25 protein-coding genes, 7 tRNA genes and 2 pseudogenes are annotated in these 26,609 nt (G+C 71.3%); 22 read left to right on the plus strand and 12 right to left on the minus strand.

Going from position 1 to position 26,609, the window contains the following annotated elements:
- A pseudogene (locus tag IPZ69_RS35650) lies at window positions 1-95 on the plus strand (zf-TFIIB domain-containing protein); the annotation flags it as partial.
- 57 nt (window positions 96-152) lie between these two features.
- Here IPZ69_RS35650 and IPZ69_RS35655 read toward each other — a convergent pair.
- From IPZ69_RS35655 to IPZ69_RS35675, 5 genes are all read right to left on the minus strand, one after another.
- Window positions 153-224 (minus strand) — tRNA-Val (locus IPZ69_RS35655).
- Window positions 225-235: 11 nt separating this feature from the next.
- Window positions 236-307: transfer RNA gene (locus tag IPZ69_RS35660), tRNA-Val, on the minus strand.
- 35 nt (window positions 308-342) lie between these two features.
- Window positions 343-414, minus strand: a tRNA-Val gene (locus IPZ69_RS35665).
- Window position 415: 1 nt separating this feature from the next.
- Window positions 416-489, minus strand: a tRNA-Cys gene (locus IPZ69_RS35670).
- A 38-nt stretch (window positions 490-527) separates the two neighbouring features.
- Window positions 528-600 (minus strand) — tRNA-Gly (locus IPZ69_RS35675).
- Between the two features lie 186 nt (window positions 601-786).
- On the opposite strand from IPZ69_RS35675, the gene IPZ69_RS35680 reads away from it, so the two are divergent.
- The 3 genes from IPZ69_RS35680 (at window position 787) to IPZ69_RS35690 (ending at window position 3,555) form a co-directional block, all read left to right on the plus strand.
- Window positions 787-1,839 carry a chorismate-binding protein gene (locus tag IPZ69_RS35680; RefSeq protein WP_235458842.1) on the plus strand — a complete coding sequence of 351 codons (1,053 nt, stop codon included), beginning with the start codon at window positions 787-789 and terminating at the stop codon, window positions 1,837-1,839.
- A complete protein-coding gene (locus IPZ69_RS35685; protein WP_235458843.1) occupies window positions 1,836-2,657 on the plus strand; it encodes an aminotransferase class IV in 822 nt (273 codons plus the stop codon). Before IPZ69_RS35680 ends, IPZ69_RS35685 begins: the two co-directional genes overlap by 4 nt.
- Window positions 2,658-2,730: 73 nt before the next feature.
- Window positions 2,731-3,555 carry a GNAT family N-acetyltransferase gene (locus IPZ69_RS35690; protein ID WP_235458844.1) on the plus strand — a complete coding sequence of 275 codons (825 nt, stop codon included), beginning with the start codon at window positions 2,731-2,733 and terminating at the stop codon, window positions 3,553-3,555.
- A 2-nt stretch (window positions 3,556-3,557) separates the two neighbouring features.
- Here the strand turns inward: IPZ69_RS35690 and IPZ69_RS35695 are convergent, their stop codons facing one another.
- Window positions 3,558-4,079, minus strand: coding sequence for a DsbA family protein (locus tag IPZ69_RS35695; protein WP_235458845.1), 522 nt, complete (start codon window positions 4,077-4,079; stop codon window positions 3,558-3,560).
- Window positions 4,080-4,283: 204 nt separating this feature from the next.
- On the opposite strand from IPZ69_RS35695, the gene IPZ69_RS35700 reads away from it, so the two are divergent.
- Together IPZ69_RS35700 and IPZ69_RS35705 are read left to right on the plus strand one after the other, a co-directional pair.
- Window positions 4,284-4,727: a hypothetical protein gene (locus IPZ69_RS35700; protein ID WP_235458846.1), complete on the plus strand. Its 444-nt coding sequence runs from the start codon at window positions 4,284-4,286 to the stop codon at window positions 4,725-4,727.
- Between the two features lie 197 nt (window positions 4,728-4,924).
- The gene (locus tag IPZ69_RS35705) at window positions 4,925-5,077 is read left to right on the plus strand and encodes a hypothetical protein (RefSeq protein WP_235458847.1); all 153 of its coding nucleotides are present in this window, start codon (window positions 4,925-4,927) and stop codon (window positions 5,075-5,077) included.
- 66 nt (window positions 5,078-5,143) lie between these two features.
- Here the strand turns inward: IPZ69_RS35705 and IPZ69_RS35710 are convergent, their stop codons facing one another.
- Together IPZ69_RS35710 and IPZ69_RS35715 are read right to left on the minus strand one after the other, a co-directional pair.
- Window positions 5,144-5,704, minus strand: coding sequence for a CGNR zinc finger domain-containing protein (locus tag IPZ69_RS35710; protein WP_235458848.1), 561 nt, complete (start codon window positions 5,702-5,704; stop codon window positions 5,144-5,146).
- Window positions 5,705-5,969: 265 nt separating this feature from the next.
- Window positions 5,970-6,383, minus strand: a complete 414-nt coding sequence (locus IPZ69_RS35715) for an SsgA family sporulation/cell division regulator (RefSeq protein WP_004002642.1) — start codon at window positions 6,381-6,383, stop codon at window positions 5,970-5,972.
- Window positions 6,384-6,573: 190 nt separating this feature from the next.
- Here IPZ69_RS35715 and IPZ69_RS35720 point away from each other — a divergent pair, with 190 nt between their 5' ends.
- The 3 genes and pseudogenes from IPZ69_RS35720 to IPZ69_RS35730 form a co-directional block, all read left to right on the plus strand.
- Window positions 6,574-7,041, plus strand: a complete 468-nt coding sequence (locus IPZ69_RS35720; RefSeq protein WP_235458849.1) for a TIGR02611 family protein — start codon at window positions 6,574-6,576, stop codon at window positions 7,039-7,041.
- Window positions 7,042-7,126: 85 nt separating this feature from the next.
- Window positions 7,127-7,198 (plus strand) — tRNA-Val (locus tag IPZ69_RS35725).
- 111 nt (window positions 7,199-7,309) lie between these two features.
- A pseudogene (locus IPZ69_RS35730) lies at window positions 7,310-7,582 on the plus strand (sugar ABC transporter substrate-binding protein); the annotation flags it as partial.
- An 8-nt stretch (window positions 7,583-7,590) separates the two neighbouring features.
- Here IPZ69_RS35730 and IPZ69_RS35735 read toward each other — a convergent pair.
- Window positions 7,591-9,987 (minus strand): SCO7613 C-terminal domain-containing membrane protein, encoded by a 2,397-nt coding sequence (locus IPZ69_RS35735; RefSeq protein WP_235458850.1) that lies wholly within the window; start codon window positions 9,985-9,987, stop codon window positions 7,591-7,593.
- Window positions 9,988-10,089: 102 nt separating this feature from the next.
- Between IPZ69_RS35735 and IPZ69_RS35740 the strand changes: the two genes are divergently transcribed.
- Together IPZ69_RS35740 and IPZ69_RS35745 are read left to right on the plus strand one after the other, a co-directional pair.
- Window positions 10,090-10,536, plus strand: a complete 447-nt coding sequence (locus IPZ69_RS35740) for an SRPBCC family protein (RefSeq protein ID WP_235458851.1) — start codon at window positions 10,090-10,092, stop codon at window positions 10,534-10,536.
- 39 nt (window positions 10,537-10,575) lie between these two features.
- A tRNA-Val gene (locus tag IPZ69_RS35745) sits at window positions 10,576-10,647 on the plus strand.
- 45 nt (window positions 10,648-10,692) lie between these two features.
- Here IPZ69_RS35745 and IPZ69_RS35750 read toward each other — a convergent pair.
- The gene (locus IPZ69_RS35750; protein WP_235458852.1) at window positions 10,693-11,418 is read right to left on the minus strand and encodes a 3'-5' exonuclease; all 726 of its coding nucleotides are present in this window, start codon (window positions 11,416-11,418) and stop codon (window positions 10,693-10,695) included.
- A 168-nt stretch (window positions 11,419-11,586) separates the two neighbouring features.
- On the opposite strand from IPZ69_RS35750, the gene IPZ69_RS35755 reads away from it, so the two are divergent.
- The 4 genes from IPZ69_RS35755 (at window position 11,587) to IPZ69_RS35770 (ending at window position 16,155) form a co-directional block, all read left to right on the plus strand.
- Complete coding sequence (locus IPZ69_RS35755) at window positions 11,587-12,153, plus strand: DUF4365 domain-containing protein (RefSeq protein WP_235458853.1); 567 nt, start codon at window positions 11,587-11,589, stop codon at window positions 12,151-12,153.
- On the plus strand, window positions 12,150-13,376 hold the full coding sequence (locus tag IPZ69_RS35760; protein ID WP_235458854.1) for a hypothetical protein: 1,227 nt from the start codon (window positions 12,150-12,152) through the stop codon (window positions 13,374-13,376). Before IPZ69_RS35755 ends, IPZ69_RS35760 begins: the two co-directional genes overlap by 4 nt.
- 110 nt (window positions 13,377-13,486) lie before the next feature.
- Window positions 13,487-15,463: a threonine--tRNA ligase gene (thrS, locus tag IPZ69_RS35765; protein WP_235458855.1), complete on the plus strand. Its 1,977-nt coding sequence runs from the start codon at window positions 13,487-13,489 to the stop codon at window positions 15,461-15,463.
- 113 nt (window positions 15,464-15,576) lie between these two features.
- Window positions 15,577-16,155, plus strand: coding sequence for an HIT family protein (locus IPZ69_RS35770; protein ID WP_235458856.1), 579 nt, complete (start codon window positions 15,577-15,579; stop codon window positions 16,153-16,155).
- A gap of 88 nt (window positions 16,156-16,243) precedes the next feature.
- Here the strand turns inward: IPZ69_RS35770 and IPZ69_RS35775 are convergent, their stop codons facing one another.
- Together IPZ69_RS35775 and IPZ69_RS35780 are read right to left on the minus strand one after the other, a co-directional pair.
- Complete coding sequence (locus tag IPZ69_RS35775; RefSeq protein WP_235458857.1) at window positions 16,244-17,890, minus strand: hypothetical protein; 1,647 nt, start codon at window positions 17,888-17,890, stop codon at window positions 16,244-16,246.
- Window positions 17,891-18,107: 217 nt separating this feature from the next.
- Window positions 18,108-20,306: an elongation factor G-like protein EF-G2 gene (locus IPZ69_RS35780; protein ID WP_235458858.1), complete on the minus strand. Its 2,199-nt coding sequence runs from the start codon at window positions 20,304-20,306 to the stop codon at window positions 18,108-18,110.
- Between the two features lie 229 nt (window positions 20,307-20,535).
- Here IPZ69_RS35780 and pgsA point away from each other — a divergent pair, with 229 nt between their 5' ends.
- The 7 genes from pgsA (at window position 20,536) to IPZ69_RS35815 (ending at window position 26,562) form a co-directional block, all read left to right on the plus strand.
- Complete coding sequence (gene pgsA / locus IPZ69_RS35785; RefSeq protein WP_235458871.1) at window positions 20,536-21,297, plus strand: phosphatidylinositol phosphate synthase; 762 nt, start codon at window positions 20,536-20,538, stop codon at window positions 21,295-21,297.
- Window positions 21,294-22,211 (plus strand): phosphatidylinositol mannoside acyltransferase, encoded by a 918-nt coding sequence (locus IPZ69_RS35790; RefSeq protein ID WP_235458859.1) that lies wholly within the window; start codon window positions 21,294-21,296, stop codon window positions 22,209-22,211. The genes pgsA and IPZ69_RS35790 overlap by 4 nt, the downstream gene beginning before the upstream one ends.
- The gene (locus IPZ69_RS35795) at window positions 22,208-23,368 is read left to right on the plus strand and encodes a glycosyltransferase family 4 protein (protein ID WP_235458860.1); all 1,161 of its coding nucleotides are present in this window, start codon (window positions 22,208-22,210) and stop codon (window positions 23,366-23,368) included. Before IPZ69_RS35790 ends, IPZ69_RS35795 begins: the two co-directional genes overlap by 4 nt.
- Window positions 23,369-23,531: 163 nt before the next feature.
- Window positions 23,532-24,083 carry a hypothetical protein gene (locus tag IPZ69_RS35800; RefSeq protein WP_235458861.1) on the plus strand — a complete coding sequence of 184 codons (552 nt, stop codon included), beginning with the start codon at window positions 23,532-23,534 and terminating at the stop codon, window positions 24,081-24,083.
- Between the two features lie 136 nt (window positions 24,084-24,219).
- Window positions 24,220-25,134 carry a pyridoxal 5'-phosphate synthase lyase subunit PdxS gene (pdxS, locus tag IPZ69_RS35805; RefSeq protein ID WP_308407576.1) on the plus strand — a complete coding sequence of 305 codons (915 nt, stop codon included), beginning with the start codon at window positions 24,220-24,222 and terminating at the stop codon, window positions 25,132-25,134.
- 20 nt (window positions 25,135-25,154) lie between these two features.
- Complete coding sequence (gene pdxT, locus IPZ69_RS35810) at window positions 25,155-25,760, plus strand: pyridoxal 5'-phosphate synthase glutaminase subunit PdxT (protein WP_235458862.1); 606 nt, start codon at window positions 25,155-25,157, stop codon at window positions 25,758-25,760.
- 49 nt (window positions 25,761-25,809) lie between these two features.
- Window positions 25,810-26,562 (plus strand): YebC/PmpR family DNA-binding transcriptional regulator, encoded by a 753-nt coding sequence (locus IPZ69_RS35815; RefSeq protein ID WP_235458863.1) that lies wholly within the window; start codon window positions 25,810-25,812, stop codon window positions 26,560-26,562.
- The last annotated feature ends 47 nt before the right edge of the window (window positions 26,563-26,609 follow it).

Below are 26,609 nucleotides of genomic sequence, written 5' to 3' on the forward strand. Positions count from 1 at the left end.
CCCCGCACGGCGGTCACCACGGCGGCGGCCACTACGGCGGTCACAGCGGCCACCACCGTCACAAGAGCTTCGGCCACATGCTGTTCTCCAGCTGATCCGGGCGCACGACGAAGCCCCCGGCCGTTCGAGACGGCCGGGGGCTCCGGGGTGTGTGGACGATACTGGGATTGAACCAGTGACCTCTTCCGTGTCAGGGAAGCGCTCTCCCGCTGAGCTAATCGTCCGGGATGCTGCGTGCGCGATACTGGGATTGAACCAGTGACCTCTTCCGTGTCAGGGAAGCGCTCTCCCGCTGAGCTAATCGCGCGGGGATCCTCGCGGATCAAGGTCCTTGCGGACCAGTGGACGATACTGGGATTGAACCAGTGACCTCTTCCGTGTCAGGGAAGCGCTCTCCCGCTGAGCTAATCGTCCTTGGAGGTGGAGACGGGATTTGAACCCGTGTAGACGGCTTTGCAGGCCGTTGCCTCGCCTCTCGGCCACTCCACCAGGAGTGTAGGGGATCGGGAAGACCCCTAGTTCCATCGAGCGGACGACGAGGCTCGAACTCGCGACCTCAACCTTGGCAAGGTTGCGCTCTACCAACTGAGCTACGTCCGCTTGTCGTTTCGGTCCGCTCCCGCGTCCCGGCGACGTGTTGAACTCTAGCGGATTCCCGGGCCAGCACAAAAACGCGTTTGCGCAGCGTGCTGCGCTGCACTCGCAGGAGGACGTGGTCAGGGCACCCATGGGCCATCCCGGGGCCGTCCCCAGTACACCTGCGACACCCGCCCTAGACTCGACTGCGTGCTCCACCTCCCTGCCCTCGCCCGCTTCGGCGACCGTGTCGCCACCGGCCTCCTCGACGTCACCAGCGACCCCGCGGCCCTGGACTCCACCGGGTTCTGGGCGGTCTGCGCCGACTTCGAGGGACGGCTGACCTGCGCCCGCTTCGCCCAGGTGCGGGAGGCGCCCGTGCCCGCTCCGGCGCCGGGGAACTGGCGGGGCCCCGCGGTCGGTGACTGGACGTCGTCCCTCGACCGCGCCGCGTACACGGCCGCAGTCCGCCGGATCCGCGAGCACATCGCGGCCGGCGAGGTCTACCAGGCCAACCTCTGCCGGGTGCTCTCCGCGCGCGTCGCCCCCGACGCCGACGTGGACGCGCTGACCGCGCTGCTCGCACGCGGCAATCCGGCGCCGTACGCAGGAACGATTCGGCTTCCGGGGCACGGAGTGGAGATCGCCACGGCCTCCCCCGAGCTCTTCCTGCGCCGCGCCGGGCGGGTCGTCGAGTCCGGGCCGATCAAGGGCACCGGCCGCACCGAGGCGGACCTCCTGGAGAAGGACTACGCCGAGAACGTCATGATCGTGGACCTGGTCCGCAACGACATCGGGCAGGTCTGCGCCACCGGCAGCGTGACCGTCCCCGACCTGTGCGCCGTGGAGAAGCACCCCGGCCTCGTCCACCTGGTCTCCACGGTCCGCGGCGAGCTGCGCGACGGCAACGGCTGGCCCCAGCTGCTCGCCGCCGCCTTCCCGCCCGGCTCGGTCACCGGCGCGCCCAAGTCCAGCGCCCTGCGGATCATCGACGCCCTGGAGACGGCGCCCCGCGGCCCCTACTGCGGCGGCATCGGCTGGGTCGACGCCGATGAGGGCACCGGCGAGCTGGCCGTGGGCATCCGCACCTTCTGGATCGACCGGCCGGCCGGGGGCGCGGCCGTCCTGCGCTTCGGCACCGGCGCCGGCATCACCTGGGGCTCCGACCCCGAGGGCGAGTGGCGGGAGACCGAGCTGAAGGCGTCCCGGCTGCTCGCGGTAGCGTCGGGAACGTACGAGGAGAGTGGAGAGGCTCTGTCATGAGGATCTGGCTCGACGGCGGACTGCAGGACATGGAGTCCGCCCGCGTCTCCGTGTTCGACCACGGGCTGACCGTGGGCGACGGCATCTTCGAGACGGTGAAGGCGGTCGACGGGAAGCCGTTCGCGCTCACCCGCCACCTCGACCGGCTGACCCGCTCGGCCCGGGGTCTGGGCCTGCCCGACCCCGACCACGACGAGCTGCGCCGTGCCTGCGCCGCCGTCCTTGAGGCCAACCCGATGCCGCTGGGCCGGCTGCGCATCACCTACACCGGCGGCCACGGCCCCCTCGGCTCCGACCGCGGCGAGCACGGCCCGACCCTGGTCGTCGCCCTCGGCGAGACCGGCCGCCGCCCCGACGCCACCGCCGTGATCACGGTCCCCTGGACCCGTAACGAGCGCGGCGCGCTCACCGGCCTGAAGACGACGTCGTACGCCGAGAACGTCGTCGCCCTCTCCCGCGCCCACCAACACGGCGCCTCCGAGGCCCTGTTCGCCAACACGGTCGGACAGCTCTGCGAGGGCACGGGCTCCAATGTCTTCGTCGTGCTCGACGGTGAGATCCACACGCCGCCGGTCGCCTCCGGCTGCCTTCCCGGCATCACCCGCGCCCTGACCGTCGAGTGGACCGGCGCCAAGGAGACCGACCTGCCGCTGGACGTCCTGGAACGCGCCGACGAGGTCTTCCTGACGTCCACCCTGCGCGACGTCCAGGCCGTGCACCGCGTCGACGACCGTGAACTTCCCGTCGCACCGGGCCCGGTGACGGCCAAGGCGATGCAGATCTTCGACGAACGGTCCGGGGACGACCTCGATCCCTGACCGGCCCGGCCGCTCCCGCACTGTCCCGGAAATTGGGCTGCTCAGGGAGCCGGGAACGGGTAGAACACCCGTGATGACCACTACCCTGCGGCCGACCGAGCCGCTTCAGCGTGCCGACGACGGGGCGCTGTCGCGCAACTTCCAGGTGTGCGTGAACGGCCGTCCCGTCGGTGTGGTGGACCTGTCCACGCACCCCGTGTTCGGCCCCTCCGTCGCCCGGATCGACGATCTGCGCATCGAGGAGCCCGACCGCGGACGCGGCCGGGGCGCGGTGGCCGCGCTCGCCGCCGAGGAGGTGGCGCGCGGCTGGGGCTGCCGGCGCATCGAGGTCTCCGTGCCCGCCGACGCCGGCGGCGCGCTGCGGCTCTCCACGGCGCTCGGCTACGTCCACCGCAACCGCGGCATGCACAAGCCGCTCGGCGACACACCTCCCCAACTGCCCGCGGGCAGCCGGGGCAGAGCCATGACCGAGGCCGAGTTCGAGCCCTGGCTCGTGCGCAAGCTCGCGGAGTACGCGCAGGACTGGATCGACCGCGGCGTACCCGAGGCCGAGGCGCGGGCCAAGTCGGAGCACGACCACGCACAACTGCTGCCCCAGGGCCTCGCGACCGAGAACATGCTGGTGAGCGTGCTGGAGCAGGAGGGAGCCGGGGTCGGGACCCTGTGGCTGTCCCTCGCCGGGGACACGGCGTACGTCTACGACGTCGAGACCGACGAGCACGCCCGCGGCCGGGGCCACGGACGTTCCCTGATGCTGCTGGCCGAGGCGCAGGCGATCGCTGCCGGAAAGCGCGTCCTGGGCCTCAACGTCTTCGCCGGCAACACACCGGCCGAGCAGCTGTACGCGTCACTGGGATACGTGCCGACGTCGTACTCGATGTACAAGAACCTGCTCTGAGGTCAGGCCCGCTCGGCCAGCAGCCGGTCCGCGATCTCCTCGATGCGCTCGCGCAGGCCCTCCTGGCTCTTGCCGCCGTCGAGGCGCTCGCCGCCGATGACGTACGTGGGGGTGCCGGTCACGCCGATCGCCTTGCCCTCGGCCTGGTCGGCGTCGACGATCAGGATGTGCCGCCCGTCGATCAGCGCGGTGTCGAACTCCTCGGCGTCCAGACCGAGTTCGCCGGCGATCTCGACCAGGAAGGGCTCTCCCCCGCGGTCCAGTTCCTCGACCCGGCCGAGCACGGCCTCCACGTACTCCCAGCCCTTCCCCTGCTCCAGAGCCTCCTCGGCGGCCTGCGCGCCGGCGAACGCGTGCTTGTGCTTCTCCAGCGGGAAGTGCCGCAGCCGCAGCTCCAGCCGGTCGCCGTAGCGGGCACGCAGGGCACGCAGGTCGTCCAGGGCGCTGCGGCAGTCCGGGCACTGGAGTTCGCACCAGACGTCGAGGACGGGGACTTCGGTGCTCGCGGGGGAGGAGTCGTTCATGCGCACCAGTCTCCCAGGCGGGGCCCCGGGGACCGAATCGGAACCGCTCTCCGAGGACCGGCACCTGCGAAGGAGGCGACCCGGAGATGTCCCTGATGTCCGGCAGGACCGTGGCATCCCGGGGACCCAAAGGTGCACGATGGAGGGGACGCGGCGCACCGCGTTCGTCGCGCCGCGCCCGACCGAGCCCGCCAGGAGGACCGGATGATTGCCGAGACCGTCTGTTCCGCCGCGTCCGCGGCAGGACTGGGCATCGCCGTGGTCACCGCGTACCGCAAGCGCTTCCTCGCGGCCACCCGCATCGCGGCCTACTCGCTCGTGCCGGTCGGACTGGTGATGACGGGTGTCGTCGGCTGGCTGGCCGACACCGCCTTCAGCCCCACCGCCTGGGCGGGCTTCGGCGTGCTGGGCATGGCCTGGGCCCTGTTCGCGACCACGCGCATCGTGGAGCGCCGGCGCGGAGGCACCCGCGCCGAGCGGAAGGCGGCCCGGGGCGCACAGCGCGACGCGGTCGCCCCGGCGGCCTCGGCACCCTCCCTCGGACCCGGCGCACGCCAGTCGACCCGGCCCGCGACGGCCCCCGCGGCGAAGAGCTCCGCCGACGAATTCAGTGACATCGAGGCCATCCTCAAGAAGCACGGCATATGACCCGCGCGTGACCGTTTGAAACGACACAGTGCGCCGGTGCACGCCCGCTGAAACGACACACTGCGTCGGTGGCGCGCCCGGAAGTGCTCATGGGTCGACCCGATCCGGACCGAAGATCACGGAAAGCGGCGAACTCCCGCTCATTGCGGGCGTGTTGATCGCGTTCGGGGCGCCTGCTGCGTCATCATCGCCGCGAGATGCTGGACACAGAACAGAGCGAGGCCGCGCCGCCGAAGGACGAGCCCCGCGGGTGCCTCTTCGCCCTTTCCCAGCCACCGCTGATGATCTTCCTAGCGGTGATCGGGTGTCTGCTCCTCATGGCTGCGCTGCACGACCTGCTGTTGCTGTGAGCCGTACACGCCAGTCCCGGCGTCACCCGCCGGGCTGGCGTCGGCATCGAGGAGCCCGTCCGGCGATCAGCCGGCCGCCTCCTTGCGCCGCGCCCGGTACGCGGCCACGTGCAGCCGGTTCCCGCAGGTGCGGCTGTCGCAGTAGCGCCGCGAGCGGTTGCGGGAGAGATCGACGAACGCGCGCCGGCAGTCGGGCGCCTCGCAGCGCCGCAGCCGCTCCTGCTCTCCGGCGACCACGAAGAACGCCAGCGCCATCCCGCAGTCGGCCGCGAGGTGGTCGGCCACTGAGGCGCCGGGCGCGAAGTAGTGCACATGCCAGTCGTAGCCGTCGTGGTCCGTGAGCCGGGGGGTCGTACCGGCGGCGGCGACCAGTTCGTTGATCAACCCGGACGCGGTCCGGGCGTCCGGGGCGGCGAAGATCCCCGCGAACCGCCCGCGCACCTTGCGCACCGCCGACAGATCGAACTCCGACAGGGCCCCGACATCGCTGATTTTGTGGTTTCGTACGAAATCTTCGAGGGTCGCGACATCCGGCAGCCCGTCCGTCGCCGAGTCGTCCTCCGGCACGGTGTTCACCAGATCCACCACGGTGTCGAGGGCGCACCGGGTGTCGTGGGTGATCAGCACGTTTCGCTCCCTGGCCTGGGGGGTCGGGCGGACGCCCGCCGATGCTGGCCGATGGTAGCGACAACGGTACGGCCCGCATCGGGCCCGCCCCGCTGCCGGCTGCCTACTGGGAGAACGCCCGCGGCGCCCCGGTGGTTCCCGTGCGGGCAAGCCGACGCCGTCCCCGTGGGTTCACGGTGACGGCGTCGGTCCTGCCGTATGCGGTTGTCCTGGCCCGAGCCGTCTCCCCGAGTGGACGGCGCCGGGCGGCTTCGAGGGTCGCGGCCTAGCTTTCCGCCAGGATGTGCGACAGCTCCTGATCCAGATCGAAGTGCCGGTGCTCCGTGCCGGGAGGCACGGCGGCGTCCGTCCGCTTCAGGAACGACTCCAGGGCCCGCGCAGGGGCCTCCAGCAGAGCCTCCCCCTCCGGGGAGCTCAGGGCGATGCATACGACGCCCTGACCGTGACTACGGGACGGCCAGACGCGGACGTCGCCGGTGCCGGTGGGCCGATGCAGCCCCTCGGCGAGGAGGTCGCGGGCGAACACCCACTCGACGGTCTCCTCGGCTCCGGTGTGGAAGGTGGCGTGCACGGCGTAGGGGTCGGCCGTGTCGTACCGCAGGCCTGCGGGGACAGGCAGGGAGGACTCGCTCGACACAACGAGGCGCAGGTGCAGCTCGCAGCTGACCGTGGTGTTCATAAGCGCCAGGGCCTTTCGCTCAGTGTGCGCTCGGGGATTCGCACGTCGGCGAAATCGACATGCCACCTACGGTGCCGTTGTAAACCCCTCTGAGTGTTTTGCCTGTCTTTACGTAACTCTTCCGGCCGAGAACCAGTACGAGAGGTACGTCCATTCCGGTGACTGATTCGCTCCGGTAGGGTTTGGCCGTATGAATACGGGGAGTAACGGGGCGGGTGAGATCGCAGCGGTGTCGGACGAGGTGAAGGCTGACGGGGTGAAGGCGGACGTGGCGCGGGACGAGCGGGGACTCGGATCGCGGGCGCCGGAGTTCATCAAGGCGCGCCGCGCCCTGCACGTGAGCTGGCAGGTCGGCGTCTTCGTCGTCGGCCTCGCGGTCGTGGGCGTCGGCATCGTCATGCTTCCGCTGCCCGGGCCGGGGTGGGTGGTGATCTTCGGCGGCATGGCGATCTGGGCGACCGAGTTCGTCTGGGCCCAGCTCGTCCTGCGCTGGACGAAGCGGAAGGTCACCGAGGCGGCCCAGCGGGCGCTCGACCCCAAGGTGCGGCGCCGCAACATCGCCCTGACCGTGATCGGCCTGGTGATCGTGGCGGTGCTGGTCGGGATCTACCTCTGGAAGTTCGGCATGGTGATGCCGTGGAAGCTCAAGGATCAGTGATCCGACCGCGCGGGGAGCGTGCGCCGGCCGGCCGCCACCTGGTCGGAGGCACCGCCTGACTTGGGGTAATGTTCTCCCTGCGCCCGGGCGATTAGCTCAGTGGGAGAGCGCTTCGTTCACACCGAAGAGGTCACTGGTTCGAACCCAGTATCGCCCACCCGGGACGACGGCCCGTCTGCGACAGAGCAGACGGGCCGTCGTCGTTCCCGCCGACAGGCGCGCCCCCTCCCTGCCTGTCGACAAGCGCTTGCTTGAAATGATTCAAGAGGGTGGCGGCGGCGGGTCCGGGAGCGGAGTGGTGACGATCCGTTACCCGTGGTGAGGTGCCGAGGGGCGGGCGAAAAAGATCGATCAGGCCATCGCGCTCTTCGAGAAGAAGCCGGGAGAAGTTCCGGACGCGGGCCGCGGGTGGAAATCCGCCCGACGTATTCCGGAATGCCGTCGGCTTTCTTCGCAAGTACGACAAAGAGGAATTCTCCTTGACTCCAAGTCCCAGGTCGACGCAGGCAATCTGAGTCCGGATCACTTCCCCGCCGCCGTCATGGACGCTCAGTTCAGCTTCCCCAGGACCTCCCGCACCCGCCGGACGTCCCGGATGCGGCGTTCGTAGGTCGCGCCGAGCGCGAGCAGCAGCAGTCCGGCGAGGGCGGGCGGTACCCAGCGGGGGAGCGCGCCCGTCAACTGGATCAGGTACGGAGCGAGTTCGTGCAGCGCGATCAGGGTGAGCACGGCGCCGCCGAGCACCAGCGGTGCCTGCAGCCGGTGCCGGGCGCCCAGCAGAGTGAGCAGCAGCGCCGCCGCGCCCAGCAGCAGGGGGCGCGTCCAGTGCGGGTCGCCCCAGGCCGCGGCGAGGCTCGGCAGGAGAGTGGCGGCGAGTCCGGGGCCGTACGCCGGCCAGGACGAGGTCCCCGGCTCGCGCCGCCTGCGCAGCACGCCGACGAGCAGCGCCGGGACCGTGACCGGGAGCGTGTACGCCTCGGGGGCCACCACACCCCACGACGCCAGAAGCACCCAGGCGGCCAGAGCGAACAGGACGGCGCCGGCGTAGCCGACGGGACGGCGATCGGGGCGCAGCGCCACGCCCGAGGTGATCACTGCGCACAGGCCGAGCACCAGGGCCAGCAGCGGCGGGTCGGCGACGGTGAGCCCCGACGCGAGCAGCCCGGCCACCGCTCCCACCACCTCGACCGGAACGGTCACCGGGGAGTCACCGAGGCGCGCGGCGAGCAGCGCGGCGGCCGCGGGAACCAGCACGACGAGCAGCGCCGTGTGCGCCGGTTGCCACCCGGCGCCGGCACCCGTGGCGACGGCGAGCGCGGTGGCGTGCGCGAACGCGGCCGGCGCCGTGAACGGGGCGAGCCGCGGGAGGCGGGACGCGCCCGCGAACAGTGCCGTCAGGACACAGAGCACGGCCAGGGTTGCCGACCGCGAAGCGAGCGCCGTGAAGGAGAGAGCGAGGGAGCCGACCAGCGCGAGGACCAGGGCGGTCACCTGCGCGGGCGACTGGGCCGCGGGCTGCGCGGGCCCGTGACCCCGTACGAACGCGGCCGTCAGGAGTGCTCCCGCCGTCACCAGCCCCTGGACCGACAGCCCTGCGGAGTAAGGGAGTTCGAGCACCGGCGGGAGGACGAGGAGCGTCGCCCATGCCAGGGGCAGCGCGGCGACGAGGGCCCGAGGGCGCCAGACCGTGTCGCGGACCGTGACCAGCAGGACGGCGGTGACGATCGCGAGGACGACCGGCACGGTCGCCGCATGAGGCGGCCACGGCGCGTCGACCGTCACCGCGGCGCGCGCGTCGGACGGGGCGCCGGACCAGGCGTGCCCCGCCCAGGCGGCGGGGCCCGCGAGGGTGACGGCGACCAGCGGGACGGCCCAGAGCAGCGCCAGGGCCTGGACACAGCCCGAAGCCAGGGCGAGACCGCGCCGTACGGGCTCGGGGAGAGGAGCCCGTACGGCCGCCAACAGGGCGACGCCGCAGAGCAGATGGCCGGGCACCGTCCAGTCGTCCGGCAGTACCGCGCGCAGGACGCCGCCGCACGCCGCCACCAGCAGCAGACCGCCCGCCAGGGCGCCACTCGCGGCGGTGACCGGCCGCTCCAGGCGCCACGCGGCGCCGAGCGCGATCACCGCCGCGAGGGCGAGGAGCGCCGCCGCACGGGCGGCGGCGCCCGGGCCGGCCGCGTCCCAGGACAGCAGGCCGGCCGTCCATGCACCCGAGCCGCCGGTGCCGCAGGCGGCGACGGCAGCGACGAGACGGAGGGTTCGGGCGTTGCCGCGGAGCGCCACGACCGTGTCGAATCCGGCCGTCACCAGGAGCGCGAGCGCGCCGCCGTACGGGCCCGCGTCGACCGCCATCGCCCAGAGGAACAAAGGGAGTTGGGCGCAGGCCAGTGCGGCCGGGATCGGCGTACGCAGCCGATGCGTCACCGGCAGCAGCCCGTACGCCGCCCACAGTCCCGCCAGCGCCGCCGCGGCGAGCGCCGCGTACGCCGTGCCGTCCGTGCCGGTGAGCGCCGCCTCGTACAGCGCGTACGCGTCGAGCACCGTCAGGGCGAGCCCCAGGCCCGCCACCGACTCGGCGGTCGATCCGAGCCCCCGCTTCAGCAGCGCCACCGGCGCCGCGAGGGTGGCCAGCGTGACCGCACCGAGCACCAGGGCCCGCCCGGCGATGCCCAGATGGCCCCAGCTGACCAGCGTGAACGCCATCGCGGCCACGGTCAGGAGCACACCGCCGAGAAGCAGCAGCACGTTCTGGACGCGCGGGGCGGAGGCCTCGGGGTGGGGTGGTGCGAGGGGCGGTGCGAGGGGCGCCGGCGGCACCGGTGCGGGCAGGGCGGCCAGGAGCCAGGCACGGCGTCGGAGCAAATGGGCGCGGCGCGCGTCGAGTTGCCACAGCTCCGCGTCGATGAGCCGCAGCTCCTCGGCCGGGGGCGGGAGGTACGTCATGGCTCGAAGTGTGGTCGGCGTCACGTCACCCGGCATGAGTGCGCGTACTCAGAACGTACTCATATCCCGGTGGGAGGCGCCGCGTACGGGCAGACTCTGCCCATGGACTGGTCCCACTACCGCTTCCGCAGCCTGTGGCCCCTGCCCGCGCCCCCGGCCACGGTGTACGACGCGCTGGAGCGGGTCGAGGACTATCCCCGTTGGTGGCCCCAGGTGCGCTCGGTGAACCGGCTGAACGACACCGCGGGCCTGTTCACCGTCCGTTCGTTCCTCCCGTACGACCTGACCTTCACCGCGCACGAGGGACGCCGCGACCCGGACGCCGGGATCCTGGAGAGCGCGCTGTCCGGCGACATGGCGGGCTGGGTCCGCTGGACGGTCACCGCGGACGGCGCAGGGAGCCTCGCCCGCTACGACCAGGTCGTCGAGGTCAACAAGCCGCTGCTGCGGCGACTGGCCGTGCCCGGACGCCCGTTCTTCCGCCTCAACCACCGGCTGATGATGCGGGCCGGGCGGCGCGGGCTTGCCGCGTACCTCGAAGCGGTTTGAAGGAAGCCCGCCCGGACCTGTATTGTTCAGTGCGTTCCCGGGCGATTAGCTCAGTGGGAGAGCGCTTCGTTCACACCGAAGAGGTCACTGGTTCGAACCCAGTATCGCCCACCGGGAGAGGCCGGTCCGTTCAGTCGGACCGGCCTTTTTTGTGTCTCACGCCGCCGCCGGCAGGTCCGGGCGCAGCGGCCAGTCCATGTTCACGGTCTCCTCCGAGCCGCTGCGCGCGAACCAGGCCTGCAGGCCGCGCGCCTGCGCCGCGTGCCACGTCGTCTGCAACGTGTGCAGCTCGGCGGGGGAGAGGCGCTCCAGCCGGGTCGCGAAACGCCGCCCGAGCGCCCGTACCACCTCCATCGCGGCGAGCGCGTCCGCGCCCGCGTCGTGCGCGCCGTCCAGCGTGACGCCGTAGTGTCCGCACAGGTCGGTCAGGGTGCGACGGCCCTTGCGGTAGCGGTCCAGGTGTTTGTCGAGCACCCGCGGATCGAGCACCAGCAGCGGCGACGACGCGAACCAGCGGTCCAGCGACGAGGCCCGATGCCGGCGCAGCTCCCGGTCCAGGAGCGTCAGATCGAAGGGTGCGTTCATCACCACGAGCGGACGGTGCATGGTCGCGTGCTCGGCCAGCTCCTCCGCTATCTCGTACATCACCGGCGCTGGCCAACGGCCGTTGCGCTGCAGGTGTTCCTCCGTCAGTCCGTGTACCGCTGTCGCCGCCTCCGGCACCGGCACACCCGGGTTCACCAGCCAGCGGGTCACCCGTGGCCGGGTGCCCGGGGCGTCCTGGACGACGACGGCGGCCGACACGATCCGGTCGGTCTCGACGTCCACGCCCGTGGTCTCCGTGTCAAAAGCCGCCAAGGGCCCCTCGTACCAGCACGTCATGCCTACACAACTCCTCGTTCACCCACGGCAGCTGACGTTCCGTCTTCTGCCCGTTTGGTGATACCCGGGCCGTTTGCGCCGTACGCCGGAAGGACACAACAGGAGTACGGGTCTTTGCAGTTCAGCGGCCCGCAGCGGGGAAACACTTGGCGTGGAAGGCTGTAGGTCATGGCGATAGCGCAGCCCGAGCGGGGCGGGCTGCTGCCCGAACGCACGGGCCCCCATCGCGGCACACTCGCCACCACCGCGTGCATGGAGACACTGCAGGTGGGGTATCTGCACGCGGTCGCGGCAGCGGCCGGCTGCTCTCTGTCCCAGCCATTCCCGGACAACGGCATCGACTGGCACGTCAGTCACGGCTCCCCCGGGCACACCGTCGACGACGAGGTCACCATCAAGGTGCAGCTCAAGTGCACCTACCAGATCGCGCCGAACCCGCCCGGCCGTTTCTTCTCCTTCACGCTCGACAACGACCATCTGGCGAAGCTCGCCCGCACCCCGGTCTCGGTGCACAAGATCCTGGTCGTGATGCTCGTCCCGCGTTCCCAGGACGACTGGCTGCGCGCCAGCCACGACCGGCTCGATCTGCGGCACTGCTGCTACTGGGTCAACCTGGCCGGCCACGCCGTCACCGGCCGGCACCGGACCACCGTGCGGATACCCACCTCGCGCATCTTCGACGACCGGGCGCTCTGCGAGATCATGACGCGGGTCGGGACGGGAGGCAGACCATGAGGCACCGTCTGTTCGACGAGCCCCTGCGGGAAGTCAGGCCCCATCCCGTCGACCTCCCCTGGAACGGTCCCCCCGAGCCCGCCGACGTCGACCCCGCCGTGCTCGGCGCCCTGCTGCTCCGGCACGGCTGGCAGCGGCGCGGCGGAGCAGCCGGACGCTACGGCCGCTGGACTCCACCCGGGCCCGGCGGCAGCGGTACCAGCCTGCTGGTGCCCGAGAGCCGCGCCTTCCCCGACAGCGAGGACCTGCTCGCCGAGGCGCTCGTGGCCCTGTCCCGCAGCGGCTCGCCCTCCGCGCGCGAGGTCCTGGTCGGGCTCGCCGTGCCCAGCGACGAGATCCGCTGGTGGCGCGACGTGCCCAGCGGCCCGGCGGGCGCCGCCCCCTGGACCGTCGAGGAACAGCTGCGCACCGCAGCCCGCCAGATGCTGCTCGCCGGCGCGCTCGCCACACGCGCGCGTGCGGGCTACTACGGCGCCCGGCACCGCCGCTCGGCCGGCACGCTGCTGGAACACGTCCTCGTCGGCGCGGCGACGGGCGGCCGCCGGCTCACCGCCTTCGTGCCCGTCGGCACCGGGCGCCCGCTCGCCGTACGTCTCCACCAGGCCCTGTACGCCGCCCGCGAGGCCATCGACTACCAGCGCGCCACCGGCGGGATGGACGCCTTCGACGGCGCCGTCGAAGCCGGGGTGAGCCGCGAACTCACCGAGGCACTGATCGCCCTCGTGCGCGGTACGGAGGGTGCGCGCATCGCCGTGGAGTGGGCACCGGCCGCCGGCGCCCCCGAGGACTGCGCCGCCTCCGCCGAGCCTGTCGAGTTCTCGCCCGGCGACCTGCCCGTCCTGCGCGAGGCGGGGGCCCGCTATCTGCGCGAGGAACCATCCGTGCCGGTGCGGCTCACCGCTGCCGTGGTCCGGATGCGCAGGTCGGGGCCGCGCGGCGAGGGCGCGGTACGGCTGCGGGTGATCGCCGGCGCCGAGGTGCCGCACGTGCGCGTGATCCTGGACGAGGAGGACTACCGGATCGCCGGGCAGGCGCACCTGGTCGGGCTGCCGGTGCGGCTGCACGGGCGGCTGGAGAGCCGGGGCGGCTTCCGGCGGCTGACCGGCGCGTCCGGGGTCGTACCGGTGCAGGTCGACGAGGCGGAGCGGGACCGGCTGATGAAGTCGCTGCAGGAGAACCTCGACTACTTCGAGGAGGCGTGCAGCGGGGAGGACTGCGACTGACCGCCGACTGTCGGTAACCGTTTCGCGGTCGGTGGGGCCGGGTCGGTACGATCCGGTATGCGCGCGCTCCCGGTATGGCGCCGCACCCCACCTGCAGTCAGGAGAGACCGGTGTCAGACGTCCGTGTGATCATCCAACGCGATTCCGAGCGGGAAGAACGCGTGGTGACGACGGGCACTACGGCCGCCGACCTCTTCGCCGGCGAGCGCTCGATCATCGCCGCGCGCGTGGGCGGCGAGCTGAAGGACCTCGCCTACGAGGTGCGGGACGGCGAGACCGTCGAGGGCGTCGAGATCTCCTCCGAGGACGGCCTGGGCATCCTGCGCCACTCCACCGCCCACGTCATGGCGCAGGCCGTGCAGGAACTCTTCCCCGAGGCCAAGCTGGGCATCGGCCCGCCGGTCAAGGACGGCTTCTACTACGACTTCGACGTCGAGAAGCCGTTCACGCCCGAGGACCTCAAGGCCGTCGAGAAGAAGATGCAGGAGATCCAGAAGCGGGGCCAGAAGTTCTCCCGCCGCGTGGTCACCGACGAGGCCGCCCGCGAGGAGCTCGCGGACGAGCCGTACAAGCTGGAACTGATCGGCCTCAAGGGCTCCGCCTCCTCAGAGGACGGCGCCGACGTCGAGGTCGGCGCCGGCGAGCTGACGATCTACGACAACCTGGACGCCAAGACCGGCGAGCTGTGCTGGAAGGACCTCTGCCGCGGTCCCCACCTGCCCTCGACCCGCCTGATCCCCGCGTTCAAGCTGATGCGCAACGCGGCCGCCTACTGGCGCGGCAGCGAGAAGAACCCGATGCTCCAGCGCATCTACGGCACCGCCTGGCCGTCCAAGGACGAGCTGAAGGGCTACCTCGACTTCCTCGCCGAGGCCGAGAAGCGCGACCACCGCAAGCTCGGCAACGAGCTCGACCTGTTCTCCGTCCCGGAGCAGATCGGCTCCGGCCTCGCCGTCTTCCACCCCAAGGGCGGCATCGTCCGCCGCGTGATGGAGGACTACTCGCGCCGCCGGCACGAGGAGGAGGGCTACGAGTTCGTCTACACCCCGCACGCGACGAAGGGGAAGCTCTTCGAGACGTCGGGCCACCTGGACTGGTACGCCGAGGGCATGTACCCGCCCATGCAGCTCGACGAGGGCGTGGACTACTACCTCAAGCCCATGAACTGCCCGATGCACAACCTGATCTTCGACGCGCGCGGCCGCTCGTACCGTGAACTGCCGCTGCGCCTCTTCGAGTTCGGGACCGTGTACCGGTACGAGAAGTCGGGCGTCGTGCACGGCCTGACCCGCGCGCGCGGCTTCACCCAGGACGACGCGCACATCTACTGCACCCGTGAGCAGATGTCGGACGAGCTCGACAAGACGCTCACCTTCGTCCTCGGCCTGCTCCGCGACTACGGTCTGACCGACTTCTACCTGGAGCTGTCGACCAAGGACCCGGAGAAGTTCGTCGGCTCCGACGAGGTCTGGGAAGAGGCCACGGAGACCCTCCGCCAGGTCGCCGAGAAGCAGGGTCTTCCCCTGGTTCCCGACCCGGGCGGCGCCGCCTTCTACGGCCCGAAGATCTCCGTCCAGACCAAGGACGCCATCGGCCGTACCTGGCAGATGTCGACCATCCAGCTCGACTTCAACCTGCCCGAGCGCTTCGACCTGGAGTACACGGCGGCCGACGGCTCCAAGCAGCGCCCGGTCATGATCCACCGCGCGCTGTTCGGCTCCATCGAGCGGTTCTTCGCGGTGCTCCTGGAGCACTACGCGGGCGCCTTCCCGGCGTGGCTGGCCCCGGTCCAGGCGATCGGCATCCCGATCGGCGACGGGCACGTCGAGTACCTGCAGAAGTTCGCCGCGGCGGCGAAGAAGCAGGGCCTGCGGGTGGAGGTGGACTCCTCCTCCGACCGCATGCAGAAGAAGATCCGCAACGCCCAGAAGCAGAAGGTGCCCTTCATGGTCATCGCGGGCGACGAGGACATGGCGGCCGGTTCGGTGTCCTTCCGCTACCGCGACGGCTCGCAGGAGAACGGCATCCCGTTCGACGAGGCCATCGCGAAGATCGCGAAGGTCGTGGCGGACCGCACACAGGTCTGAGGTCGGCAGGTCCGACGTCCCGGCCCAAGGGGCCCTCGGCGGAGTGATCCGCCGAGGGCCCCTCGCCCTGTCCGCGCACGCCCCGGCGACACGCCACGAACGGGCGAAGCCATATGCTGCTTTGCATGACGAGTGAGCCGGAACAGCAGATCGGAGTGGGGACGCAGGACGCGTTCCAGCGCCTGTGGACACCCCACCGGATGGCCTACATCCAGGGCGAGAACAAGCCGACCGGCCCAGGAGCCGAGGACGGCTGCCCGTTCTGCTCGATCCCGGCCAAGTCCGACGAGGACGGCCTGATCGTCCGCCGCGGCGAGCACGTCTACGCGGTGCTGAACCTCTACCCGTACAACGGCGGCCACCTCATGACCGTCCCGTACCGTCACGTCGCCGACTACACCGACCTGACCGAGGCGGAGACCGCCGAGCTCGCCGAGCTGACCAAGCAGGCCATGACGGCTCTGCGCTCCGCCTCCGGCGCCCACGGCTTCAACATCGGCATGAACCAGGGCACCGTCGCGGGCGCGGGCATCGCCGCCCACCTCCACCAGCACATCGTCCCCCGCTGGGGCGGCGACACGAACTTCATGCCGGTCGTCGGCCACACGAAGGTGCTCCCACAACTACTGGCCGACACGAGAAAAATGCTGGCAGAGGCCTGGCCGACACCTGCCGGCCCGTCCGGCGTCTGAGGACGAGGCCGTCCAGGCCGAAAGCGGGGGTCTGGGGGCGCGGCCCCCAGGACCCGCACCCCACCAACCCGGCCGGACCGCCGGAGGCCTACGCGTCGTAGAGGTCCGCCTTCCGCGGCGAAGGATCCTGCACCGCCGTGCTCAGGAACGACGACCGATTGCCGAACTTCTCCGTGTCGACGCCGTTCTCCTCCAGCACCTTTATCGCGGCCGAGTGCACGACCCGCAGCACCGGCGTGGCCGCGCGCAGCGCGTCGTCGGCCATGAACCGGTGCCGCCACGGCTGGTCCGCCCACGCGTGCCGCAGCCCGAACGGCTCGGGCAGTCCCAGCGAGCCGCCGAGCCAGTTCAGCAGTGGCGGGTACCAGGTCAGCGGCGCCCGCGCGGTGAGCCGGACCACCTCGTCGGTGCCGATCAGCGGCAGTTTGATCGTCCGGTTCTCCCAGGGCTTGAGGGACTTGGCGACCTGCTTGGTCGGCGCCTCCGGCTTCGAGGTGAACAGCGGGTGCACCGGCCCCAGCGCGTGCCCGGTCACCTCGATGCGCAGCGTCTGGTGCAGCACGGTCACCGTGATCAGCATGGTGATGATCAACTGCCCGTCCCACAGCGTCCACTGCACGCCGAGGTAGTGCCGGTCACCGCTGCCGAACTGCTGCTTGTTGCAGATGTCCTGTATCGCGTGCGTCTTGACCTGGTACGCGTCGACGTCCGTGCCGTCCGGACGGGACACCGCCTTCGCGTTCTCCCCGATCGGGGTGACGATCCAGTGCCGGATCGACGGCTTGGGGAACCCGCCGGTGTTCAGCGGGCCGCGCTCCAGCATGCGCAGCTGGTCGTGGACGGACCGGATGACGTCCCAGCTGCGGAACGGGTGGATCTCCCGCGCGGGGTCGGCCGGGAGCAGGTCTTCGGCGAGCTGCCAGGCACCCCAGCGCGTGCCCATGCCGAGTATGCCCTTGGGCCCGGCGTAGAAGACGGAGTTGGAGCGCTGCTCGGCGCTCAGCTTGGCGAGGGACTGGCGCAGTTGCTCGGCCGCGGTCTCGCCCGGACCGCTCGGCACGGTCTCGGGGACCTTCGCGCCGACGCTGCTGCCGGAGAGCAGACCGTCCCAGCGGGCGCGCAGATCCTGCGCCGTCTTCTCGCAGATCTGCTTGGCCCAGAACCAGCCCAGCACCGGGGCGACGACGGCCGCCCGCGCGTACCAGGCCCAGAAGCCGGTGAACGGCATGCGCACCAGGAAGATCGCGGCGAGCGCGCCGACCGCGACGAGCAGGGTGGTGGCGAGCGCCCCGGCCCGGTTGTTGTCGCGCTTGGCGACGGTCGTGCGGATCTGGAAGACCAGCAGCCAGATCAGCAGCCCCGGCAGGAACACCAGCCCGCACAGCACCATGACGGCGCTCAGCCGGTTGTCCCGCGTCCTGCGGATGTTGTTGGCCGCCAGGCAGTGCTCCACGACGACCTGGGGGTCCATGCCGAAGGACTGGATGAGCGGCTTGCGTCCGGAACCGAGCATGCGGTCGACCACGGCCCGGGAGAAGGCCTCGCCGAGGTTCGGCCGGAACAGCGCGATTCTGCCGGCCGACACCGCCGACTCGTGCCAGTCGTTGTCGGCCTTCTTGATCTCGTCGACCGGGCTGTCCCGGTAGGCGGCCGAGGCCAGGGCGAAGGTCGCAGCCTGACTCTCGTCGCCCGAGATGGGCACCTGTGGCCCGTCCCACTCCGTTCCCACCGACATTCCCGCCCCCGATCGCCGCGGTTCCGCTCCTGCGGCCTTCCCGACTTCCTTGCCCCGCACACCTGTTGATCAGGCCATCGTGCCGTGGCGGCACGATGGCGATCACGTGATCAGCGTATCCGCAGGCACCGACAAGCGTCGGCGGACGGCCAAAGCCGTCCGCCGACTCGGAGGGGAGCGTTCCGCACAGCTCGACGGAGTGTCCCGAGGAAGCCGACTAGGAGGCTTCCTTGGCCTGTTCGCGGATCTTCTCGGCGATCTGCGGCGGCATCGGCTCGTGCCGCGCGTACGCACGGCTGAACCGGGCGGTGCCGTGCGACAGCGACCGCAGGTCCACCGCGTACCGGCCGATCTCGAACTCCGGCACCTCGGCCCGTACGAGCGTCCGTCCGGAGCCCACCTGTTCGGTGCCGAGCACCCGGCCGCGCCGCCCGGACAGATCGCTCATCACGGCGCCGACGTAGTCGTCGCCGACCAGGACGGTCACCTCGGCCACCGGCTCCAGCAGATGGATCTTCGCGTCCGCCGCGGCCTCCCGCAGCGCCAGCGCGCCCGCCGTCTGGAACGCGGCGTCGGAGGAGTCAACGGAGTGCGCCTTGCCGTCGAGCAGCGTGATGCGCACGTCGACCAGCGGATAGCCGGCCGCGACTCCCTTGACCGCCTGGGCGCGTACGCCCTTCTCCACGGACGGGATGAACTGCCGCGGCACCGCGCCGCCGACCACCTTGTCCACGAACTCGATGCCCGAACCGCCGGGCAGCGGCTCGACCTCGACCTCGCAGATGGCGTACTGGCCGTGCCCGCCGGACTGCTTCACATGGCGCCCGCGCCCGGCGGCCTTGTTCGCGAACGTCTCCCGCAGCGACACCCGGTGGGGTACGACGTCGACCTGGACGCCGTAGCGGCTGCGCAGCCGCTCCAGAGCGACGTCCGCGTGGGCCTCGCCCAGGCACCACAGCACGACCTGATGCGTGTTCTGGTTCTGCTCCAGACGCATCGTCGGGTCCTCGGCGACCAGCCTGCTCAAGCCCTGCGAGAGCTTGTCCTCGTCCGGTTTGCTGTGCGCCTGGATGGCCAGCGGGAGCAGCGGGTCGGGCATCTCCCACGGCGCCATGAGCAGCGGATCGTCCTTGGCCGACAGGGTGTCCCCGGTCTCGGCCCGGCCCAGCTTCGCCACGCACGCCAGATCGCCCGCGACGGCGTGCGACACCGGCCGCTGCTGCTTGCCGAACGGCGTGGACAGGGCGCCGATCCGCTCGTCGACGTCGTGGTCCTCGTGCCCGCGGTCGGCCAGCCCGTGCCCGGAGACGTGCACCGTCTCGTCGGGCCGCAGCGTGCCGGAGAAGACCCGGACCAGGGAGACCCGGCCCACGTACGGGTCGGAGGAGGTCTTGACGACCTCGGCGACCAGCGGCCCGCCGGGATCGCAGGTCTTCAGCCCACGCGGCTTGCCGTCGACCGTGGTGACGTCCGGGGCCCGCCGCTCCAGCGGGGTCGGGAAGCCGCCCGTGATCAGCTCCAGCAGCTCGACGGTGCCGAGGCCCTGCTTGGCGCCCTCGGCCGCGGGGGCGCCGGCCAGGACGGGGAAGAAGACCCCGCGGGCGACGGCCCGCTCCAGGTCCTCGATCAGCGTCTTGACGTCGACCTGCTCGCCGCCGAGGTAGCGGTCCATGAGGGTCTCGTCCTCGCTCTCCGAGATGATCCCCTCGATGAGCCGGTTGCGCGCCTCCTCGATCCCCGGCAGCTGGTCCGCGTCCGGCTCGGACTCCTTGCGCTCCCCGCTCGCGTAGTCGAACAGCTTCTGCGAGAGCAGCCCGGTCAGCCCGGTCACGGGCGCGTGCCCGTCGGGGCCCTGCGCGCCGTACAGCGGCAGGTACAGCGGGATCACGGCGTCGGGGTCGTCGCCGCCGAACGCCTGCGCGCACACCCGGGTCATCTCGTCGAAGTCCGCGCGGGCGGCCTCCAGGTGTGTGACGACGATGGCCCGCGGCATGCCGACGGCCGCGCACTCCTCCCACACCATCCGGGTCGAGCCGTCCACCCCGTCCGAGGCCGAGACGACGAAGAGAGCCGCGTCCGCGGCTCGCAGACCGGCCCTCAGCTCTCCGACGAAGTCGGCGTATCCGGGGGTGTCGAGAAGGTTGATCTTGATGCCGTTCCACTCGACGGGCACCAGGGACAGCTGTACGGAGCGCTGCTGCCGGTGCTCGATCTCGTCGTAGTCGGAGAGGGTGCCGCCGTCCTCCACGCGGCCCGCCCGGTTAACGGCCCCCGCGGTCAGCGCGAGAGCCTCCACCAGAGTTGTCTTGCCCGATCCGGAGTGGCCGACCAGCACCACATTCCGTACGGACGCGGGGTGGTCGGCCGCCGTAGCCCTGCCGGCGGCTCCAGGGTGTGTCTGTGCCTTGTCGCCCATGTTCCTGCCTCCCGTACACGGTGAGGTCACTGGGGGCGCGGACACGCGGGACCGCGTGCACTGGCGGCTCCGGCGACGCCCGCGGTCCTTCGAGCTTTCCACTCCCGTCACGTTGCGTCCATACGACGGACCCGATCCCGCCGCGGGCCGTGGGTGGCGGGCCGTCCGCCGCGTCCGAAGGAGCGGGGTCCGGGTGCCCGGCGGTCGCCGACACGCGCGCGTGGCTACGATGGGCCAGCCGGTGGCCAGCAGGGGCCGCGCGGCGACACTGACCGTCGGGAAGGCCATGCTGAACAAGTACGCGCGTGCATTCTTCACGCGTGTCCTCACACCATTCGCCGCGTTTCTCATCCGCAGGGGCGTCAGCCCCGACACGGTGACGCTGCTCGGCACCGCCGGTGTGGTCGCGGGCGCACTGGTCTTCTACCCCCGGGGTGAGTTCTTCTGGGGCACGGTCGTGATCACGCTCTTCGTCTTCTCCGACCTGGTCGACGGGAACATGGCACGCCAGCTGGGCCGCACCAGCCGCTGGGGCGCCTTCCTGGACTCCACCCTGGACCGGGTCGCCGACGGCGCCATCTTCGGCGGCTTCGCGCTCTGGTACGCGGGCAACGGCGACGACAACGTCCTGTGCGCCGTCTCGATCTTCTGCCTGGCCAGCGGCCAGGTGGTGTCGTACACCAAGGCCCGCGGCGAGTCGATCGGCCTGCCGGTCGCCGTCAACGGGCTCGTGGAGCGCGCCGAGCGGCTGGTGATCTCGCTGGTCGCCGCCGGTTTGGCGGGCCTGCACAAGTTCGGCGTGCCCGGCATCCAGTACCTGCTGCCGGTCGCCCTGTGGATCGTTGCCGTCGGCAGCCTGGTCACCCTGATCCAGCGCGTCGTCACGGTCCGCCGGGAGTCCGCCGAGGCCGAGGCGGCGGCCGCCGCCGAGAACGGCGCGAACACGTCCCGGGGGAGCAACGCGTCCCAGGGGAGCGAGGCGGCGAAGTGAGCATCGCCGACCGGTTGACCGACTCCCTCTACGGGCTCGGCTGGAGCACCGTCAAGAAACTTCCCGAGCCGGTGGCCACGGGCCTGGGCCGCACCATCGCGGACCTCGCCTGGAAGCGGCGCGGCAAGGGCGTCCTGCGCCTGGAGAGCAACTACGCGCGCGTGGTCCCCGACGCGAGCCCCGAGCGGCTGGCCGAGCTGTCGCGCGCGGGCATGCGCTCGTACCTGCGCTACTGGATGGAGTCCTTCCGGCTGCCCGCCTGGAGCCCCGAGCGGGTCAGGACCGGCTTCGACGTCCAGGACGCCCACTACCTGACCGACGGCCTGGCCTCCGACCGGGGCGTGATCCTCGCGCTGCCGCACCTGGCCAACTGGGACCTCGCCGGCGCCTGGGTCACCACCAAGCTCGAAACCCCCTTCACCACCGTCGCGGAGCGCCTCAAGCCCGAGACCCTCTACGACCGCTTCGTCGCCTACCGCGAAGGCCTCGGCATGGAGGTCCTGCCGCACAGCGGCGGCTCCGCGTTCGGCACCCTGGCCCGGCGGCTGCGCGACGGCGGCCTGGTCTGCCTGGTCGCCGACCGTGACCTGTCCGCCTCCGGCGTGGAGGTCAAGTTCTTCGGCGAGACGGCACGGATGCCCGCGGGCCCGTCCCTCCTCGCCCAGCAGACGGGCGCGCTCCTGCTGCCCGTCACCCTCTGGTACGACGACTCGCCCGTCATGCGCGGCCGGATCCACCCCCCGGTCGAGGTACCCGAGACAGGTACGCGCGCCGAGAAGACGTCCGTCATGACACAGGCGCTGGCCGACGCCTTCGCCACGGGGATCGCCGACCATCCGGAGGACTGGCACATGCTGCAGCGTTTGTGGCTCGCGGACCTGGAACCGCGGCCCGTCGACGGGGAGCGCGCGTGAGGATCGGCATCGTCTGCCCGTACTCCTGGGACGTACCGGGCGGGGTCCAGTTCCACATCCGGGACCTGGCCGAATACTTCGTCCGCCTGGGCCACGAGGTGTCCGTGCTGGCCCCCGCGGACGACGACACGCCCCTGCCGCCGTACGTCGTCTCCGCCGGCCGCGCGGTCCCGGTGCCGTACAACGGCTCGGTGGCCCGCCTGAACTTCGGCTTCCTCTCGGCGGCCCGGGTCCGGCGCTGGCTGCACGACGGCGCGTTCGACGTGGTCCACATCCACGAGCCCACCTCGCCGTCGCTCGGCCTGCTGACCTGCTGGGCGGCCCAGGGACCCATCGTCGCGACCTTCCACACCTCGAACCCCCGCTCGCGCGCGATGATCGCCGCGTACTCGATCCTGCAAGCGGCGCTGGAGAAGATCAGCGCCCGGATCGCCGTGAGCGAGTACGCCCGCCGTACGCTCGTCGAGCACCTGGGCGGCGACGCCGTCGTGATCCCGAACGGCGTCGACGTGGACTTCTTCGCCAAGGCCGAGCCGAACCCCGAGTGGCAGGGCGACACGATCGGCTTCATCGGCCGCATCGACGAGCCCCGCAAGGGCCTGCCGGTGCTCATGAAGGCCCTGCCGAAGATCCTCGCCGCCCGTCCGCAGACCCGGCTGCTGGTGGCCGGCCGGGGCGACGAGGAGGAGGCGGTGGAGACGCTGCCCGCCGAGCTCCGCTCCCGCGTCGAGTTCCTCGGCATGGTCAGCGACGTGGACAAGGCGCGCTTCCTGCGCAGCATCGACCTGTACGTGGCCCCCAACACCGGCGGCGAGAGCTTCGGCATCATCCTGGTCGAGGCGATGTCGGCGGGCGCCCCCGTGCTCGCCTCCGACCTGGACGCCTTCGCCCAGGTCCTCGACCAGGGGGCGGCGGGGGAGCTGTTCGCCAACGAGGACGCGGACGCCCTGGCCGACGCGGCCCTGCGCCTCCTGGCCGACCCGGACCGCCGCGCGCAGCTGCGCGACCACGGCAGCGCCCATGTGCGCCGCTTCGACTGGTCCACCGTCGGCGCGGACATCCTGTCGGTGTACGAGACGGTGACGACCGGCGCGGCCGCGGTGGCCACGGACGAACGCCCGGGCTTCCGCTCCCGCTTCGGCCTGGCCAGGGACTGACGGCGATCATCCAGCCCGTCCGGCGTTTGAGGACGAGGCCGTCCAGGCCGAAAGCGGGGGCCCGGGGGCGGCAGCCCCTGGACGCTGACACCGACACCGCCCACCACACGGCACGCGGCCACCACACGGCACCGGCCCACCCCAGCGGAGCGCCCCGGTAGCCTTGCCGCCCGTGACCGCAACACTCATCTGGATCCTCGTCGCCCTCGTCGTCATCGGTCTCTACCTGAGCTGGACGGCCGGCCGACTGGACCGCCTGCACGCACGGATCGACGCCACCCGCGCCGCGCTGGACGCGCAGCTGCTGCGCCGGGCCTCGGTGGCCCAGGAACTGGCCACCTCCGGTGTGCTCGACCCGGCCGCCTCGATCGTGCTGTACGAGGCCGCGCATGCCGCCCGGCAGGCCGAGGAGGAGCAGCGGGAGGTGGCCGAGAGCGAGCTGAGCCAGGCGCTGCGGGCCGTGTTCGCGGAGGCGCAGCAGGTCGAGGCGGTCCGGGAGGCGCCCGGCGGCGACGCGGCCGCGCACGAGCTGACCGAGGCGGTCCGCAGGGTGCCGATGGCCCGGCGCTTCCACAACGACGCCGTGGGCGCGGCCCGCAGGCTCCGTGAGCACCGCAAGGTGCGGTGGTTCCGGCTGGCCGGCCACGCGCCCTTCCCGCTGGCCTTCGAGATGGACGACGAGCCGCCCGCGGCCCTGGTGGACCGGGCGGCCTAGGACCGCGCCCAGCTGCGGTTTCGTGGGATCGTAGGTGAAAAGGATCCACCGCCTTCGCATTGGCCCTTGCTGTGGCCTGGTCCATTCACGTTTCCTCGCTTGAGCAGAAAACCGTCTTCACCGAGCGAGGTCACCCGTGTCCACCACGATCCCCACCCCCGCCCAGAACCCTGAGACCGGCACCGCCCGCGTCAAGCGCGGCATGGCCGAGCAGCTCAAGGGCGGCGTGATCATGGACGTCGTCACGCCGGAGCAGGCGAAGATCGCCGAGGACGCGGGCGCCGTCGCCGTCATGGCCCTGGAGCGGGTCCCGGCCGACATCCGCAAGGACGGCGGCGTGGCCCGCATGTCCGACCCGGACATGATCGAGGGCATCATCAACGCCGTCTCGATCCCGGTCATGGCCAAGTCCCGCATCGGCCACTTCGTCGAGGCCCAGGTCCTGCAGGCCCTCGGCGTCGACTACATCGACGAGTCCGAGGTCCTCACCCCGGCCGACGAGGTCAACCACTCCGACAAGTGGGCGTTCACCACCCCCTTCGTCTGCGGTGCCACCAACCTGGGCGAGGCCCTGCGCCGCATCGCCGAGGGCGCCGCGATGATCCGCTCCAAGGGCGAGGCCGGCACCGGCAACGTCGTCGAGGCCGTCCGCCACCTGCGCCAGATCAAGAACGAGATCGCCCGCCTGCGCGGCTTCGACAACCACGAGCTGTTCGCCGCCGCCAAGGAGCTGCGCGCCCCGTACGAGCTCGTGAAGGAGGTCGCCGAGCTCGGCAAGCTCCCGGTCGTGCTGTTCTCCGCCGGTGGCGTGGCCACCCCGGCCGACGCCGCGCTCATGCGCCAGCTCGGCGCCGAGGGCGTCTTCGTCGGCTCCGGCATCTTCAAGTCCGGCGACCCGGCCAAGCGCGCCGCCGCCATCGTGAAGGCCACCACCTTCTACGACGACCCGAAGATCATCGCGGACGCGTCCCGCAACCTCGGCGAGGCCATGGTCGGCATCAACTGCGACACCCTCCCCGAGACCGAGCGCTACGCCAACCGCGGCTGGTAAGAGGCCCTGGTAGAGACCCCATGAGCACCCCTGTCATTGGCGTCCTGGCCCTCCAGGGCGACGTACGGGAGCACCTCATCGCCCTGGCCGCGGCGGACGCCGTGGCCAGGCCGGTGCGGCGTCCCGAGGAACTCGCCGAGGTCGACGGCCTCGTCCTGCCCGGCGGCGAGTCCACGACCATCTCCAAGCTGGCCATCCTCTTCGGAGTGATGGAGCCCCTCCGCGCGCGCGTGCGGGACGGCATGCCGGTCTACGGCACCTGCGCGGGCATGATCATGCTCGCCGACAAGATCCTCGACCCGCGCTCGGGCCAGGAGACCATCGGCGGCATCGACATGATCGTGCGCCGCAACGCCTTCGGACGGCAGAACGAGTCGTTCGAGGCGGCGGTCGACGTCCGCGGTGTCGAGGGCGATCCTGTAGAGGGCGTCTTCATCCGCGCCCCCTGGGTGGAGTCCGTCGGTGCCGAGGCCGAGGTGCTCGCCGAGCACGACGGCCACATCGTCGCCGTCCGCCAGGGCAATGCGCTGGCCACTTCGTTCCACCCGGAACTGACCGGCGACCACCGCGTGCACGCCCTGTTCGTCGACATGGTGCGCGCCGATCGGACACCGGAGTCCTTGTAGGATCTCTGGAGTTCGTTGCAGAGATGGGTTACGCGAAGGAGACAGGCAGATGTCCGGCCACTCTAAATGGGCTACGACGAAGCACAAGAAGGCCGTGATCGATGCCAAGCGCGGCAAGCTCTTCGCGAAGCTGATCAAGAACATCGAGGTCGCCGCGCGCATGGGCGGCGTCGACATCGAAGGCAACCCGACGCTCTACGACGCCATCCAGAAGGCCAAGAAGCAGTCGGTCCCCAACAAGAACATCGACTCCGCGGTCAAGCGCGGCGGTGGTCTGGAGGCCGGCGGCGCCGACTACGAGACGATCATGTACGAGGGTTACGGCCCGAACGGTGTCGCGGTGCTCATCGAGTGCCTCACCGACAACCGCAACCGCGCCGCCTCCGACGTGCGCGTCGCCATGACCCGCAACGGCGGCAACATGGCCGACCCCGGCTCGGTGTCGTACATGTTCAGCCGCAAGGGCGTCGTCATCGTCCCCAAGGGCGAGCTGACCGAGGACGACGTCCTCGGCGCCGTCCTGGACGCGGGCGCCGAGGAGGTCAACGACCTCGGCGAGACCTACGAGGTCATCAGCGAGGCCACCGACCTGGTCGCGGTCCGCACCGCCCTCCAGGACGCCGGGGTCGACTACGACTCCGCCGAGTCCAGCTTCGTGCCGTCCGTCCAGGTCGAGTTGGACGAGGAGGGCGCCAAGAAGATCTTCAAGCTGATCGACGCCCTGGAGGACAGCGACGACGTGCAGAACGTCTTCGCCAACTTCGACGTCAGCGACGAGATCATGGAGAAGGTCGACGCGTAAGGCTCCCGCGAGCCGAGCGGATCGAGGCGGGCCGGTGGGACACACCC

The sequence above is a fragment of the Streptomyces olivochromogenes genome (assembly GCF_021538895.1).
In the GTDB taxonomy this organism is placed as follows: Bacteria; Actinomycetota; Actinomycetes; order Streptomycetales; family Streptomycetaceae; genus Streptomyces; species Streptomyces olivochromogenes_A.

What these genes read in the sequence shown, in the direction of transcription:
- IPZ69_RS35700 (WP_235458846.1), top strand. Translation starts at nt 4,284, where the DNA reads ATGATTGCCGAGACCGTCTGTTCCGCCGCGTCCGCGGCAGGACTGGGC.
- IPZ69_RS35685 (WP_235458843.1), top strand. Translation starts at nt 1,836, where the DNA reads ATGAGGATCTGGCTCGACGGCGGACTGCAGGACATGGAGTCCGCCCGC.
- IPZ69_RS35780 (WP_235458858.1), bottom strand. Translation starts at nt 20,306, where the DNA reads ATGGGCGACAAGGCACAGACACACCCTGGAGCCGCCGGCAGGGCTACG.
- IPZ69_RS35740 (WP_235458851.1), top strand. Translation starts at nt 10,090, where the DNA reads ATGGACTGGTCCCACTACCGCTTCCGCAGCCTGTGGCCCCTGCCCGCG.
- IPZ69_RS35695 (WP_235458845.1), bottom strand. Translation starts at nt 4,079, where the DNA reads ATGAACGACTCCTCCCCCGCGAGCACCGAAGTCCCCGTCCTCGACGTC.
- IPZ69_RS35760 (WP_235458854.1), top strand. Translation starts at nt 12,150, where the DNA reads ATGAGGCACCGTCTGTTCGACGAGCCCCTGCGGGAAGTCAGGCCCCAT.
- pdxT (WP_235458862.1), top strand. Translation starts at nt 25,155, where the DNA reads ATGAGCACCCCTGTCATTGGCGTCCTGGCCCTCCAGGGCGACGTACGG.
- IPZ69_RS35705 (WP_235458847.1), top strand. Translation starts at nt 4,925, where the DNA reads ATGCTGGACACAGAACAGAGCGAGGCCGCGCCGCCGAAGGACGAGCCC.
- pgsA (WP_235458871.1), top strand. Translation starts at nt 20,536, where the DNA reads ATGGGCCAGCCGGTGGCCAGCAGGGGCCGCGCGGCGACACTGACCGTC.
- IPZ69_RS35735 (WP_235458850.1), bottom strand. Translation starts at nt 9,987, where the DNA reads ATGACGTACCTCCCGCCCCCGGCCGAGGAGCTGCGGCTCATCGACGCG.
- IPZ69_RS35720 (WP_235458849.1), top strand. Translation starts at nt 6,574, where the DNA reads ATGAATACGGGGAGTAACGGGGCGGGTGAGATCGCAGCGGTGTCGGAC.
- IPZ69_RS35770 (WP_235458856.1), top strand. Translation starts at nt 15,577, where the DNA reads ATGCTGCTTTGCATGACGAGTGAGCCGGAACAGCAGATCGGAGTGGGG.
- IPZ69_RS35775 (WP_235458857.1), bottom strand. Translation starts at nt 17,890, where the DNA reads ATGTCGGTGGGAACGGAGTGGGACGGGCCACAGGTGCCCATCTCGGGC.
- IPZ69_RS35715 (WP_004002642.1), bottom strand. Translation starts at nt 6,383, where the DNA reads ATGAACACCACGGTCAGCTGCGAGCTGCACCTGCGCCTCGTTGTGTCG.
- IPZ69_RS35755 (WP_235458853.1), top strand. Translation starts at nt 11,587, where the DNA reads ATGGCGATAGCGCAGCCCGAGCGGGGCGGGCTGCTGCCCGAACGCACG.
- IPZ69_RS35750 (WP_235458852.1), bottom strand. Translation starts at nt 11,418, where the DNA reads ATGACGTGCTGGTACGAGGGGCCCTTGGCGGCTTTTGACACGGAGACC.
- IPZ69_RS35815 (WP_235458863.1), top strand. Translation starts at nt 25,810, where the DNA reads ATGTCCGGCCACTCTAAATGGGCTACGACGAAGCACAAGAAGGCCGTG.
- IPZ69_RS35690 (WP_235458844.1), top strand. Translation starts at nt 2,731, where the DNA reads ATGACCACTACCCTGCGGCCGACCGAGCCGCTTCAGCGTGCCGACGAC.